Here is a 14,854-nt window from a genome sequence, read left to right as displayed (position 1 = left end):
AAAAATAATTTTAATTATAATATCGTAAATATAATAAAGTTTAACATATCATTAAAACAAAAAATGTTAAAATTAAAAAAATCCTCAAGAAAAAACTCTTAAGGATTTGATATTCGTAAACTGATTCACTTTTGACTACTTAGAATAGTTTTCAAAGAACAAAGGTATGCTCTCAATTCCTTTGTAAAAATTAAATAAACCGTAATGCTCATTAGGAGAGTGTATTGCATCAGAATCAAGACCAAAGCCCATCAAAACTGATTTTGCACCCAAAACTTGTTCAAACAATGATGTAATAGGAATACTTCCACCGCTTCTGTATGGTAGCACCTCTTTTCCAAAAGCTGTTTCCATTGCATTTTTAGCAGCTAAGAACTCTTTTGTATCACTTGGTAAAACGTAAGGCATCCCGCCATGATGCGGCGTTACTTTTACTCTTACATTATCCGGAGCTATTTTTTCAAAATATTTGGTAAATTTTTCTGTAATTTCTTCCGGAGTCTGATAAGGAACCAAACGCATAGAGATTTTCGCAGAAGCTTTAGAAGGAATAACTGTTTTTGCACCTTCACCTGTATAACCGCCCCAAATTCCGTTGCAGTCTAATGTCGGACGAATTGAAGTTCTTTCTAAAGTCGTGTAACCAGCTTCACCTTCTACACCATTTAAACCAATTGATTTTTTGAACTCTTCAGGATTATCTTTCAACTTATTCATATCAGCTCTGTCGGCATCAGAAACGTCTTCTACGTTATCATAAAAGCCATCAACGGTGATTTGTCCGTCATCATCAATCAATTTAGCAATCATTCTTGAAAGTACATGAATAGGATTCGGAACCGCTCCACCATAAAGACCTGAGTGTAGATCTCTGTTTGGACCTTCTACTTCCACTTCTACATAACTCAAACCTCTTAACCCTGTAGTTACAGTCGGTTGTTCGTTGCTGTAAATATGGGTGTCAGAAATCAAAATACAATCACAAGACAATTTTTCTTTAAATTCATTTACAAAATCGCCTAAACTTACAGATCCCACTTCTTCTTCCCCTTCAAAAATAAACTTAATGTTACAAGGAAGCGTATTGGTTTTCATCATTGCCTCAAACGCTTTAATCTGCATGAAAAACTGTCCTTTATCATCAGCCGAACCTCTTGCGAAGATGGCTCCGTCGGGGTGTAGTTCTGTTTTCTCAATATAAGGTTCGAAAGGTGGTTTTCTCCACAATTCCAAAGGATCTGGCGGCTGTACGTCATAATGACCATATACTAAAATAGTAGGTAAGTTTTTATCAATCAATTTTTGTCCGAAAACAATGGGATACCCTTTGGTCTGGCAAACTTCTACGTCGTCTGCGCCAGCGTTTTTCAAATGTTCTGCTACTTTATCAGCACATAACAAAACTTCATTTTTATAAGCCGGATCAGCAGAAATTGAAGCGATTCTCAATAATTCAAACAATTCATCTACGAAACGAAGTTTGTTTTCGTTGATGTAATTTAATGTCTCTTGCATTGTCAATTTAATTTGGATAAATTTAAAAAAATTGGACTGCCTAAACAAACAAAAAGAGGGTTTTATCTTTCAGGACAGTGTTTTAAAGCAAACAATCCCGCACAAGTGCAGGATTGATGTATATTTTTGAGAGCAAATTAGTGTCCTGCTTTTGCAGAATCTTTATGTTTTGCTGTTGCGCTGTCTTTCTTAGGAGCTTCAGTTTCGTGAGCGCCATGAGCAGGTGTTGCATGTGCAGGTTCAGCGCTGTGACCCTCATGACCACCTTGGTGATCGTCAGAATATCTTTCTACACCTTCTTCCAATTTCAAAGTATTCTTGTTTCCGCCAGCCTGAATTTTCTTACAGCTTACTGCTACTGTTGCGATAGCCAAACATATAATTAATTTTTTCATATGATTTATTTATTTTCTTTAAAAGGTCATCTGCAATAGCTCAATCTTCTTGAGTAACAAGCACTGCGATTCTGGACCAAAATTTTTTGATTGCCCAAAAGTAAGAAATATTGCATTTTTCGGCAACATTTTCAGACTGATTTTAATATTAATTTTCCTTTTTTGGATTGTGTAAAAATAAGATAGTCATTTCCGCCATCTTTTAATCCATATTTTTTCTTAATTTCTTCTGGTTTCAACGGGTAATTTTTAGAGATAATATTAAATTGCCCTTTCTTTTTAATCTGCTTTCCGTCAACTACTTCCATTTCAAATATTCTTCCGGGAAAATCTATAACTTCAGTATCTGAAGTATAAATATGCGTATTTGGATGTAGTTTTTTAAGATTAAATTTTTCAGAAATCAAATTGAAAATACCGGCTTTTAATAAAGTATTATTTGGAATATAAATAAATTTTTCTGGCTCAGCATATTCTGCGTAGGCATTTTCTTCATCCCCAAACTGAAATTGGAAGTCAGATTCACCACTTTCAAGATTAATACAATGACATTGAATGGATTTTGAAATATCAGCCGTTAAAAAAACAACAATCTCTTTCACATCATTTTTTACGGCAATGACATCAATCCTGGAAATATTTTTTAGAACAGAAACGAGATATTTTAAATCAATCAAAGGCGAAAGCTTAATCACAACCTGCTTAGAAATCGATAACAGTTTATCCTGAATTTCAAGAATATTGGGCGACAAATCTTCTAACAAGAAAACTTTGTTTTTCTGCTGATCTCTTCTGGCTGGATCGAGATAAATTGTATCAAAACTTTCAGTATTTTGAATTAGAAAATCTTCCAATTTTTGATTCACAAACTTTGCTTTTTTATTTAAAACACTCCAATTATGTTCTACAATTTCTAAAAGCTCAGGATTTTGTTCGACCAAAGTAATTTCATCAAAATTTTCTGAAAGATAGTAAGCATCGATCCCAAAACCGCTCGTAAGGTCAGTAAATTTCTTCCCTTTTAGAAGTTGCGCTTTATAAACTGCTGTTTTATCTGATGAAGATTGCTCTAAGCTGAGCTGTGCCGGGAAAATAATTCCTTCTCTTAATAGAAACGGAAATTTTTTCTGAGCAACCTGTTTTCCTTTGATCTGCTGAACAATGTCCTGCATAGAAACATCAGGAAACGGAGATTTTCTTAATAATAAAGAATGCAGATCTGAATTTAGATTTGCTTCAATATAGTTTTGTACATCTTTATAGAGAATAGGAATTTCCAAAGAATTATCTTTTGTAAAAAATATAATCAGTTAAAATAGGTTCGATTCCATTCCGCTTTAGAAGAGAATTGATTTGCCCGCGGTGATATGTTGAATGGTTGATTGCCTGAAAAAGTATTTCGAAAATAGAATTTTCAAACTTGGATCCTTTTGAATTTTGATATTCAATTCTTTGGTCAAAATCTGAGTTTTCAATAATTTGAATACTTGTTTGAAAGTTTTGATTGTTTATTTCTTCTAATTTTTCAAACGAATTAATTTGCCAGACTTCAAAAGATTTTTCATTTAAAATTCTAGAATTCCAGACTTGTTGAGCGTTTAAAGTATGATTGATTAAACTGATTATTTTATCGTCTACTTTAGAAATATTTTCTGAAATAATTTTGATCATTTCGTTGTTGAAATGATAGGTGTATTCAAATAGATCAATCAATTTTTCCTTCATTACTCAAACATTTCAGCCCAACGAACCGCTTTAATTTCTTTTTCTCTATAAAGCTCTTCAACAGATTTTTTCTTATCCAATTTTGGATATAAATTCACTCCAATCAGTTTTATTTTTCCTTCCTCAACCCATTTTTGCTCTTCAACAGCCTGATCGTAGATTTTTTTCTGAAGAATTCCTTGCTTTAAAGTCTTCAAGTAGCCGCCGTTTTCTTCAATTTCTAAAAAGAACTGCCAGGATTTCTCAGCGATTTGTTGCGTAATATCTTCAACGTAATAACTTCCGTTTGAAGCATCTTCAAAAACATTAATGATGCTTTCATAAGCTAAAACAATCTGCTGCTTGAATGAGATTTCCTCTGAATTTTCAGTATTATTTCCAATCTGATAATTGGTACTGAAAACAGCATCTGCTCCACCAATCATCGCTGAAGCCAATTCTAAAGTTGAACGAATCAAATTATTTTCGCTGTCAGAAACAGATTTGTTTCTCAAGGAAGTTTCCGCAAAAATGTATGGGATATCATCTAAACCGTATTCTTTTGAAAGTTGATTAAAAACCAATTTAAAAGCACGGATTTTGGCCATTTCAAAGAAATAATTTCCTCCAACGGCTAATCTGAACAATATTTTATTTAAAATTTCTTCTCCATAAACTTCCACCAGTTCTTTTGTCTTTGCCAAAGCAATCCCCAGTTGCTGTACGATAGATGCACCCGCATTTTGATGAAATGAAATATCTACACAAATATTTCTTCTGAAACTTTTTGCAAATAATTCTTTAACCAGTTGGTCATCAATCACGGCATTAGATTCATCAAAAACGTCAATCAAAGAAAAATATTGATCTTCATCTGCCGGGCTGATATGTTCTGCCAAATCTTTATTGTTGATGAAAATTGTTTTCTCAACCAGATTTTCCACATTTTCATTCAGTAAAAAAGCAAAAACATCTTCTTCCAAAGTTTCGTGATAGGTTGCCACCAAATGGGTGCTTTCTTCCACTCTCGGAAGATTGACCAAAGGTTTTTCAACGGAATCATAGAAAGGTTTAACATCAATTCCTTCTAAATTTTCTTTTTTCAGAATGGTGTAAATATCTTCGGTTTTAAGCTGTTTTTTAACAAGATTTTCCCAGTTGGAAAAGGTTTCAGTATTTGACATAGATGATGAGTAATAAGTAATTGGTAATGAATAATTGCGATTTGCAAACTTATTTTAAAGTTGCTGAAAAGCTATCGATTATTCACAATTCACTTTAAATTATTTCTTAGCGATATTTGTACTGTCTACCACCAGGATGAATATTTCTTCATTTGGTTTTTTCATGAAGTAATTTTCTCTGGCGTATTTTTCTTTCTCAGATTTATTATTCATCAGTTTTTTGTAGAATTTATCATTCTTATCGTATTCTGTTTTATAATAATCGAGCTGCTCTTCGTATTTATTGATTTCTCCATTCAACTCATTGATTACCAAAAACGAAGTTTTATCGAAGAATACCATCCAGACCAAAAAAAGACTTATCGCAATGACATATTTATTCAAAACATAATGCTGAAGAAATTTCAGTGTTTCCGATTTGGGTTGGATTTCTTTAATTAATTCTTTTTCAGCCATTTTCTAATGTTTTCTCAGTGAATTTTTAATAACGGTCGTTAAAAAATCTATCGCCACAGAATTTTGCTTCATGTTTGGAATAATCAAATCTGCATCGTTTTTTGATGGTTCGATAAATTCCTGATGCATCGGCTTCAAAGTCGTCTGATAACGGTGCAAAACTTCGTTCAGATCTCTTCCTCTTTCCTGTGTATCTCTTCTTATCCTTCTGATCAATCTTTCGTCTGAATCTGCGTGTACAAAGACTTTTAAATCAAATTCTTTCAGCAATTCTTTGTTGGTCAAAACTAAAATTCCTTCTACGACCAATACATTTTTCGGTTCAACCGTAACATGATCGCCCGTTCTTGAATGCGTAACGAAACTGTAAACGGGTTGCTCAATCGCCTCGTTATTTTTTAATGCTTTTACGTGTTTCAGCATCAGTTCAAAATCTATTGACTTGGGATGATCGTAGTTCAACGCTTCTCTTTCCGTCAGTGTAAGATTGTGATTATCGTGATAATAATTGTCTTGAGACAAAATATTCATTCCCTCGATATCAAGCTGCTGAATAATTTTATCAACAACCGTAGTTTTGCCGGATCCTGTTCCTCCCGCAATTCCTATTACAAGCATTTTTAATATAGTTTGTACAAATATAAAACAATTAAGAGATTATAGAATTGAAAGATTAAAATATTCATTCAAAATATTTAATCAAAAAAAACTCCGGTAGAACCAGAGTTTATATTATACGATTTCGCTTGTTAAGCTTCTTGAAATTAATTTTTCGTGCATAGGTTTCAAAACATCCATAGATCCTGTTTTTACTGTGCATTTGCCTTTGTAATGTACGAGCATTGTACACTGTTCAGCTTGTATGAGGTCATGTTTGCAAATTTCTATTAATGCTTCAATCACATCATCAAAAGTATGAATGTCATCGTTATGCAAAATTAATTTGTACACTTCATCGGTTTCATCCAAAACCAGCACTTCTTCTTCGTACTGACGTTTTGGATTTTCGTAATCTTTTATGCTATTATAAAAAATCATTGTCTAAAAATTTTAATCTTCTCCTAATTTGTCTAAAATATCATCAACGATATTAGTTCCATTATAAATCAATTCTACCATTTCAACGCTCTTATTATTCATTTTTAAGATTTTGAAATGATAATTTTCCAAGTCAAATTCCTGATTTTCTTCAGGAATGTCTTCTAAGGCGTGCAGAATAAATCCGGCCAAAGTATTGTACTCACTTTCTTCAGAAACGGTCAGTTTTTTAGGTAAAGATTCGTTGATTTCGTCCAAAGGCTGTGTCGCTTTTACCCAAAATGTATTTGGTCCCACTTTATCAACCAATTTTTCCTCATCATCTTCTTCATCCTGAATTTCACCTACCAATTCTTCTAGAATATCTTCCAATGTAATAATTCCTTCAGTTCCACCAAATTCATCAATTACTACTGCTAAATGCTGTTTCTTTTGTTGGAAAACTTTTAAAAGATCGGAAATCTTTTTACTACCTACCACAAAGAACGCTTCTCTCATTAGCTTTTCTAAATCGGAGTGATCTATTTCGCCTTTTCTTTTTATATATTCCCGAATGATTTCTTTGGCATAAAATATTCCGATAATATTATCAATAGAATCTTTGTAAACAGGTAGTCGAGAATATCCGCCATCCATTATTTTAGAAATAATATCTTCCACAGGCTCTGCAATGTCTATAGATGAAATATTTTGACGCGGAACCATAATCTGTTTTGCAGAGTGATCTGTAAAATCAAAAGCATTTTTAATGATTTCGTAGTTTTCTTCTTCAATTTCTCCACTGTCAGCGGATTGCTTTACCAAAAGCTGAAGTTCTTCTGTCGAGTGAATTTCGTGTTCTGAGGCAGGATGCACTTTCATTAAACGTAAAAAAAAGTTCGACATCTTATTCATCGTCCAAATGAATGGTTTAAAAACTGTGTAGAAAACACGCAATGGCATAGCAATGAACATTGTAGTTGCTTCTGATTTTCTAATCGCTAATGATTTAGGTATCAACTCTCCAAAGACAATATGCATTACAGTAATTAAAAGAAAACTGGAAACCAATGCAATAGTTGTTATTGTAGCATCTGCAATCTGAAAATTAAAATAGTGAAAAAGGTTTTCGAAAATATGATGAAGAGCACTTTCACCTACAAAACCTAAGGCAAGTGAAGCTAATGTTATCCCTAACTGAGTTGCAGAGAGATACTCGTCTAAATGTTTAATGATGTGTTCAGCTTGTTTTGCCATCGAGTTTCCTTCGGCAGCTTTCAACTGAATTTGGGAATAACGAACTTTAACGATAGAGAATTCTGCGGCTACAAAAAAACCATTGAGCAATACTAAGAGTAGTGCTAATAAAAGCTTGACGACGTCTGAGTCCATTTAAAAAAATATAATTTTATTGTACAAAGATATACAAAATAAAACTAACAAAAAAGCATCGAAGATATCGATGCTTTAATATTTTATGAATATATTCTTACGAATTTTTCAAAGCTTCTGCTCCAGAAACGATTTCTAAGATTTCGTTTGTAATGGCAGCTTGTCTTGCTTTGTTGTAGAAAATAACTAGGTCATTCTTCAACTCCTGTGCGTTGTCTGTTGCTTTGTGCATCGCTGTCATTCTAGCACCGTGCTCTGAAGCTACTGAATCTAACACTGCTTTGAAAACCTGAGTCTTAATAGATTTAGGAATCAAATTATCTAAAATTTCAGCTTTATTTGGTTCGAAAATATAATCTGTTTCTACCTGAGTTTCTTTAGCATCAATTTCTGCCATAGAGATTGGAAGAACTTTTTCTGTAATTACATCCTGAGTAGCTGCATTAACGAACTTATTGTAAATCACATACACTTCGTCAAATTTACCTTCTCTATAGTTACTCATTACCGTTTCGGTAACGTTTGAAACTACATCAAAACTTAACTTATCAAAAACACTGCTTTCGTTAGAAAACACTGTACGGCTTCTTCTTACCGCATCATAAGCTTTTTTACCAATGGTAAGAACTTCAATTTCGTACTGAGAATTATTCTGAAACTGAATATTCAGTTCTTTCACAATATTTGAGTTAAATGCACCTGCCAAACCTCTGTTTGAAGTAACAGCGATGAAAAGCACTTTTTTAACCTCTCTTTTTTGAGCATAAATAGAAACCTGATCAGGATCTGAGCTAGAATTTACATTCTGGATAATCTCCTGCAATTTTTCAGAATACGGTCTCAACATTACGATGGCATCTTGTGCTTTCTTTAGTTTCGCTGCCGAAACCATTTTCATAGCACGTGTGATTTGCATCGTAGATGAAATTGAACTGATTCTTCCTCGTATTTCTTTTAAGTTTGCCATATTGGGTTAGTTGTTGGTTGTCGGTTGTTGGTTGCTAGTTTTAGAAAATTCTGTCAACTATCAACCAACAATCATCAACTAATTTTAGTTATATTTTGAAGCTAAATCATTAGCAGCCTGCTTAAGAACACCTGTAATATCATTATCGATTTTCCCAGCTTTGATAGCAGCCATAGTTTCAGGGTGCTTAGATCTTAAGAAAGCGATATATTCTTCTTGGAATTCTTTTACTTTTTTCACAGGAACGTTTCTCATCAAGTTCTCTGTACCAGCGTAAATCATTGCAACCTGAGTATCTACAGGAAGTGGAGAATTTACCGGCTGCTTCAACAACTCTACGTTTCTTTCTCCTTTAGAGATAACTGCTAAAGTAGAAGCATCTAAGTCAGAACCGAATTTAGCAAACGCTTCCAATTCTTTATACTGAGCCTGGTCTAATTTAAGTGTACCAGAAACTTTCTTCATTGATTTGATCTGAGCATTACCACCAACTCTAGATACAGAAATACCTACGTTGATTGCCGGACGAACCCCTGAGTTGAACAAGTCAGTTTCCAAGAAAATCTGTCCGTCAGTAATAGAGATTACGTTTGTCGGGATATATGCAGAAACGTCACCCGCTTGAGTTTCGATAATCGGAAGTGCTGTTAATGAACCACCACCTTTTACGATTGGTCTTAAAGACTCAGGTAAGTCATTCATTTGGCTTGCAATAGTATCATCAGCGATCACTTTTGCAGCTCTTTCCAATAATCTTGAGTGAAGATAGAAAACGTCTCCTGGGTAAGCTTCACGGCCCGGTGGTCTTCTCAATAGTAGAGAAAGCTCACGGTAAGCTACCGCTTGTTTAGATAAATCATCATAAATGATCAAAGCAGGTCTACCAGTGTCTCTGAAGAACTCACCGATAGAAGCACCAGCCATTGCAGAATAAACCTGCATTGGAACCGGATCTGAAGCATTAGCAGCAACAATTACTGTATAAGCTAAAGCACCTTTATCTGATAAAGTTTTTACAATCTGAGCTACTGTAGAAGCTTTTTGCCCGATCGCAACATATATACAATATACAGGATTTCCTGCATCAAAAAATTCTCTTTGGTTGATGATTGTATCAATCGCAACAGTAGTTTTACCTGTCTGTCTGTCACCAATGATCAACTCTCTCTGACCTCTTCCTACAGGGATCATAGAGTCAATCGCAACGATACCAGTCTGTAAAGGCTCAGTTACCGGCTGTCTGTAGATAACCCCTGGAGCTTTTCTTTCCAATGGCATTTCGTACAATTCACCTTCGATAGGTCCTTTACCATCGATTGGATTTCCTAGAGTATCAACTACTCTACCTAACATCCCTTCTCCTACTTTGATAGAAGAGATTCTGTTTGTTCTTCTTACTGTATCTCCTTCTCTTACCAATTTACTTTCACCTAAAAGAGCCACACCTACGTTGTCTTCTTCTAAGTTTAGTACGATACCTTCTACATCGCTAGCAAATTTTACCAACTCACCGTACTGTACATTTTCTAACCCGTATACACGAGCAATACCATCACCGATGGTCAAAACTGTACCTACTTCCTCAACATTTGATTGAGTGTCGAAGTTGGCCAACTGTTGTTTTAAGATCGCAGATACTTCTGCCGGATTTATTTCTGCCATTATATGGTTGTTTTTTTCTTAATTTAAATGAAAATCTTTTTTGATATTATTAAGCTTAGATTTTACAGATGCATCGATCTGCTGGTCACCTACTCTTAAAATATATCCTCCTAAAATATCAGGATTGATGGTAAGATTTAAGTCAAAGTTTGAACCTGCTTTTACCAAATCTGTAGATTTTAAAATCTGATCAATATTTTCTTTAGAAAGCTGAGTCGCAGTAGTAAGAGTAATTCTCTGTACCCCATTGATATCTTCAACTTTATTGATGAATTCCTGAGCAATATTTTTCAAATGATTTTCACGACGATGTCTGATCACTAAAGTAATCAAATTCTGAGAAACCGGTGAAAAATCTTTAAAAATCTCTTTAGCAACGTCCTCTTTCTTTTTTGCATCGATGTAAGGCGTCTTGAAAAATTTGTTTAAATCCTCAGATTCAGACATCAGTTTCTTAACATCTTTCATTTCAGAAAATACAGCATTAGTCTGTCCGAATTCGTTTGTGAAATCCAGCAAACCTTGTGCGTATCTTTTAGCTACTTTAGATGTAAGCATTCTTAGTTAAGATTAGATTTGTTTAAATAATTTTGAACCAACTCGTCCTGAGCTTCGCTTTTCTCTAAATTTTTCTGCAAGATAGATTCTGCAATATTTACAGACAAAACACCAATCTGAGTTCTGATTTCTGACATTGCAGCATTTTTTTCGCTCTGGATTGTTTGCTTAGCAGATTCGATGATTTTGTCACCTTCAGCTTTAGCAACATCTTTAGCTTCACCTACAATTCTGTCTTTAATTTCTCTAGCTTCTTTAAGGATAGAATCTCTTTCAATTTTAGCTTCACGAATAATTCTTTCGTTATCAGATTTAAGATCTTCCATTTCTTTTTTAGCCAATTTAGCCTGATTCAAAGCATCAACGATAGAAGCTTCTCTGTCATTTACTGCATTTACAATTGGTTTCCAGGCAAATTTAGCAAGGATAAATAATAGGATAGCGAATGTAAGCGTCATCCAAAACAAAAGTCCAATTCCAGGTTCTATAATTCCCATATCTGTAATTCTTTTTTTAATGTAATAATTTATGGATATCTTTTTTAAAAATTCTTAGCAGCAGCCAACCGCTTCACTGCTAAGAATATTTTTTCTGAGGATAATTACTTGATGAAAGCACCAAAGATAATCGCGATAAGACCAGCACCTTCAATAAGACCTGCAGCAATAAGCATTGCTCCTTGAATCTTACCAGCTTGTTCTGGTTGTCTAGCGATAGCATCCATAGCGTGCCCACCGATTTTACCAATACCAAGACCTACTCCTAATACTGCTAAACCGATACCTACGTAAATTAATCCTGCTCCAGTTGTGATGTCCATAATAAATAAATATTTAGTTAAAATTATTTTTTTCGTTTAATTAAGCTACCATTGTGTCGTGACCTACACTGTCATTATCATTGTGAGCATGATCGTGATCATGTTCTGCAACTGCGATACCGATAAACAAAGCTGATAATACGGTGAAGATATATGCCTGTAATGCTGCAACTAAAAGTTCCAATACTGAAACGAATAATGCTAATGGTACAGATGCAAATCCTAAGAATGGTGATTTAAAGATAAATATCAAAGAGATGATTGCTAAGATCATAATGTGACCCGCTGTAATGTTTGCGAAAAGTCGCATCATCAAAGCAAAAGGCTTTGTAAAGATCCCGATGATTTCGATTGGAACCATAATCGGATACAATAAAATCGGAACCGGTGGCATAAAGATATGTTTCCAATAATCTTTATTTGCACTGAATAGTGTAATCAATAAAGTAATGATAGCTAAAACTGATGTGATTGCAATATTCCCTGTCAAGTTAGAACCTCCCGGAAAGAAAGGAATCAGACCAAATAAGTTATTGAACCAGATAAAGAAAAATGCTGTTAATAAATAAGGCATATATCTTTTATATTTTACTGAACCAATGTTAGGGATCGCTACTTCATCTCTGATGAATACAATGACTGGCTCTAATAATTTACCTGCACCTTTTGGAAGCTGAGATTTCTTATAGTTTCTTGCCATCCCAATAAATATCACCATCATGAAGATAACTGATAAAAACATTGAAGCTGCATTTTTTGTGATAGACATATCAAAGAAAACGTCACTTGATTTTTGTTGACCTCCAATGATTGCAAATAACCTAGCTTTTTCTACACCTGTAGTTGAAACTACTTGTCCGTGCTCTAAAGTATACCCATCATGTTCATGTCCATGAGCAATATCCTTAGATAAGAAAGTATGCCATCCTGCATTATCTTTAATAATAATAGGCAATGGAATAGAAGTATGATGTTCTTCGCCATTCTCATCTTTAGTAGTCCACAAATGCCATTCGTTTGAATCACCAATGTGCTCCATGATCATTTTGGTAGCATTGAAAGGCTTACCTTCCTCCGCATGCTCTACCTTTTCAGCTGATTTTTCTCCCTCAGACTCATGTTGTGCAGCAGCAAAACTACTTATAAACACAAATAAAAATGCGAAAAATAATGAAGAAAATTTTCTAGTCATATCTCTTTTTTAATCGTGTGCAAATATATTGATTTTATTAAACTTTACCAATATTAAAAATTGATATTTATCATCAAAAAAATCACGATTTGTTAATCTGCTTTATAACCCGCATATATATAAGAATAGAAGCAATGATAAAGCATATTACAATCAATAAAAAATTAGCTTTTGTCTTTTCTATTATCAATAATGAAATAACAAGCCAGATTAAATCTTTAGAAATATTGATAAACAAAAACTTCATTCCTGCATCGGGTTTGCCATAGAGATATTTTTTGAATATACCATACACAAGAATATTCAGTACTACTATTAATAAAATGATGGTTAAACTATCTGAAAGATTCATTTTGCAAAAATAAGATTATATTTATAATATAGTATACATGATTTAATATAATAAAATATCACTAATTATTGAAAAAAATTTTGCCTGTATTTAAACTTTTTTGTATAATTGCAATGTTAACAAACAAACAAATAAACTTATGAACACAGAGAAAAAACAAAAGTTATCTCTTAAGAAAAAATCAATTAATGATTTAAACAGAGACGAGTTAAGTAAAATCAAAGGAGGAACTGCTAAATGTTCTTTAGAGTGGTCTTTATCATGCAGTAATAGTATCTGTGATGCTTTTTCTGTAGGCCCTAGATGTTAATTGATTTAAAAGTTTAAAAAGGAAGCTAAGATTAAATCTTAGCTTCCTTTATTTATAATAATAATGATACAAGAAAAAATACATTTAATAAAAAAATCTATTGATAATAAAATTAGAAATGAAAATAAAATAGGATTATTAGATGGTAAATCAGGTGCTATCCTATTTTACTTACACTATTATAAAATTTTTAATGATACAGATAGCTATAATAAAGCATCTGATTTAATAGAAGAGATCTATAACGGACTAGATTTTAAAAATTTTAACAGCAATTTTTGTTCGGGAATAAGTGGTTTTTTTTGGTTGTTAGAATTTATCGAGGGAAAAAAAATCATGGATGATAGTTTCGATGATTTACTTTATGATATTGATGATTTAATTATAGATCGCCTAGATATTTTTTGTAACCACAATAATCATGATTTTTTGTATGGATCATTAGGTGTTGGTTATTATTTGAATTCAAGGTTGAATACAACAGGTTTTTCAAAAGAAAAATATCTTAATGCCATTGAAAATCATGTAAATAATCTTTTAGAGTCCTCTATAAATAATGATCAAACGATTAAATGGATCTCCAATACATTCAAAAATGAGCCAAAAATAGACATTTACCTAAGTCTTCCGCATGGATTTTTAGGTATATATAGCATTTTATCTAAATATGGAGAAAACAAACTTTTATTACAAAAATTAAGCTTAAAAATTACTCTTAAAAAAGCATACAATTATCTACTACAGGATTTCCAAAATTTAAATATAAAAAGAAATTCTATTTACCCTTTATTTGAAAGTATTCCAAATTCATCTACAAGATTAGCATGGTGTAATGGAGACTTGAGTGTTGTCATAACCTTGTTGAATATGCATAATTTACTCCATGAAGATAATGATATACTCAATACTATTGTAAAAATCTCTGAAACCACTTCTAAAAGAAAGGATATAAATGATACACAAATTAATGACATTTATTTATGTCACGGTTCACTAGGACTTGTTAACATTTATGAATCTTTATATAATAAAACAAAAAATGACAGCTTTAAAGAAGCTAAAGATTACTGGTTAAGCTATAGTATAAAAAAAATAGAAGAAAATCCATCTGTACTAAATGATTGTGACATTTCCCTTCTAACAGGGTTGACGGGTGTAGGTTTAACCCTACTTTCTGAGATGGACACCTCTTTAAGAGATTGGAAAAATTGTATATTAATAAATTAAGAATTACCTATGAAATATAAAGTTCTAGATAAATATTTAGTTCGTGTTCCTGTTTTTCCAATAGAACTACAGGATTTTTTAAAGATAGTCAAGTTGAAAATAC

At 33.0% G+C, this 14,854-nt stretch carries 17 protein-coding genes; 2 read left to right on the top strand and 15 right to left on the bottom strand.

What is annotated here, in order from left to right; translation table 11 throughout:
- Nucleotides 1-135 precede the first annotated feature (135 nt).
- From EAG08_RS19495 to atpB, 15 genes are all read right to left on the bottom strand, one after another.
- Nucleotides 136-1,515: a dipeptidase gene (locus EAG08_RS19495; protein WP_129536894.1), complete on the bottom strand. Its 1,380-nt coding sequence runs from the start codon at nucleotides 1,513-1,515 to the stop codon at nucleotides 136-138.
- Between the two features lie 137 nt (nucleotides 1,516-1,652).
- Nucleotides 1,653-1,910 carry a hypothetical protein gene (locus EAG08_RS19490; protein WP_129536893.1) on the bottom strand — a complete coding sequence of 86 codons (258 nt, stop codon included), beginning with the start codon at nucleotides 1,908-1,910 and terminating at the stop codon, nucleotides 1,653-1,655.
- A gap of 131 nt (nucleotides 1,911-2,041) precedes the next feature.
- The gene (locus EAG08_RS19485; RefSeq protein ID WP_185145172.1) at nucleotides 2,042-3,190 is read right to left on the bottom strand and encodes a class I SAM-dependent methyltransferase; all 1,149 of its coding nucleotides are present in this window, start codon (nucleotides 3,188-3,190) and stop codon (nucleotides 2,042-2,044) included.
- 4 nt (nucleotides 3,191-3,194) lie between these two features.
- Entirely contained in the window at nucleotides 3,195-3,635 is a 441-nt protein-coding gene (locus EAG08_RS19480) for a DinB family protein (protein ID WP_129536892.1), read from the bottom strand.
- Nucleotides 3,635-4,798: a methylmalonyl-CoA mutase family protein gene (locus tag EAG08_RS19475; RefSeq protein ID WP_129536891.1), complete on the bottom strand. Its 1,164-nt coding sequence runs from the start codon at nucleotides 4,796-4,798 to the stop codon at nucleotides 3,635-3,637. The genes EAG08_RS19480 and EAG08_RS19475 overlap by 1 nt, the downstream gene beginning before the upstream one ends.
- Before the next feature lie 99 nt (nucleotides 4,799-4,897).
- Complete coding sequence (locus EAG08_RS19470; RefSeq protein WP_129536890.1) at nucleotides 4,898-5,254, bottom strand: FtsB family cell division protein; 357 nt, start codon at nucleotides 5,252-5,254, stop codon at nucleotides 4,898-4,900.
- A 3-nt stretch (nucleotides 5,255-5,257) separates the two neighbouring features.
- On the bottom strand, nucleotides 5,258-5,872 hold the full coding sequence (udk, locus tag EAG08_RS19465) for a uridine kinase (RefSeq protein ID WP_129536889.1): 615 nt from the start codon (nucleotides 5,870-5,872) through the stop codon (nucleotides 5,258-5,260).
- A gap of 114 nt (nucleotides 5,873-5,986) precedes the next feature.
- Entirely contained in the window at nucleotides 5,987-6,292 is a 306-nt protein-coding gene (locus EAG08_RS19460; RefSeq protein ID WP_129536888.1) for an ATP-dependent Clp protease adaptor ClpS, read from the bottom strand.
- A 12-nt stretch (nucleotides 6,293-6,304) separates the two neighbouring features.
- Entirely contained in the window at nucleotides 6,305-7,663 is a 1,359-nt protein-coding gene (locus EAG08_RS19455; RefSeq protein WP_129536887.1) for a hemolysin family protein, read from the bottom strand.
- Nucleotides 7,664-7,760: 97 nt separating this feature from the next.
- Nucleotides 7,761-8,630, bottom strand: a complete 870-nt coding sequence (gene atpG, locus EAG08_RS19450; RefSeq protein WP_129536886.1) for an ATP synthase F1 subunit gamma — start codon at nucleotides 8,628-8,630, stop codon at nucleotides 7,761-7,763.
- Nucleotides 8,631-8,714: 84 nt separating this feature from the next.
- Entirely contained in the window at nucleotides 8,715-10,292 is a 1,578-nt protein-coding gene (gene atpA / locus EAG08_RS19445) for a F0F1 ATP synthase subunit alpha (protein ID WP_129536885.1), read from the bottom strand.
- 18 nt (nucleotides 10,293-10,310) lie between these two features.
- Nucleotides 10,311-10,850, bottom strand: coding sequence for an ATP synthase F1 subunit delta (atpH, locus tag EAG08_RS19440; RefSeq protein ID WP_129536884.1), 540 nt, complete (start codon nucleotides 10,848-10,850; stop codon nucleotides 10,311-10,313).
- A gap of 2 nt (nucleotides 10,851-10,852) precedes the next feature.
- Nucleotides 10,853-11,347: a F0F1 ATP synthase subunit B gene (locus EAG08_RS19435; protein ID WP_129536883.1), complete on the bottom strand. Its 495-nt coding sequence runs from the start codon at nucleotides 11,345-11,347 to the stop codon at nucleotides 10,853-10,855.
- A 104-nt stretch (nucleotides 11,348-11,451) separates the two neighbouring features.
- On the bottom strand, nucleotides 11,452-11,670 hold the full coding sequence (locus tag EAG08_RS19430) for an ATP synthase F0 subunit C (protein WP_034711425.1): 219 nt from the start codon (nucleotides 11,668-11,670) through the stop codon (nucleotides 11,452-11,454).
- 40 nt (nucleotides 11,671-11,710) lie between these two features.
- Complete coding sequence (gene atpB, locus EAG08_RS19425) at nucleotides 11,711-12,862, bottom strand: F0F1 ATP synthase subunit A (RefSeq protein WP_129536882.1); 1,152 nt, start codon at nucleotides 12,860-12,862, stop codon at nucleotides 11,711-11,713.
- Nucleotides 12,863-13,353: 491 nt separating this feature from the next.
- Between atpB and EAG08_RS21490 the strand changes: the two genes are divergently transcribed.
- Nucleotides 13,354-13,524 (top strand): class I lanthipeptide, encoded by a 171-nt coding sequence (locus EAG08_RS21490; protein WP_164998598.1) that lies wholly within the window; start codon nucleotides 13,354-13,356, stop codon nucleotides 13,522-13,524.
- Nucleotides 13,525-13,587: 63 nt separating this feature from the next.
- The gene (locus EAG08_RS19420) at nucleotides 13,588-14,751 is read left to right on the top strand and encodes a lanthionine synthetase LanC family protein (RefSeq protein ID WP_129536881.1); all 1,164 of its coding nucleotides are present in this window, start codon (nucleotides 13,588-13,590) and stop codon (nucleotides 14,749-14,751) included.
- The last annotated feature ends 103 nt before the right edge of the window (nucleotides 14,752-14,854 follow it).

Origin of the sequence: Chryseobacterium sp. 3008163 (assembly GCF_003669035.1) — a bacterium.
Taxonomy (GTDB): Bacteria; Bacteroidota; Bacteroidia; order Flavobacteriales; family Weeksellaceae; genus Chryseobacterium.
This window is presented reverse-complemented; position numbering and strand designations above follow the sequence as displayed.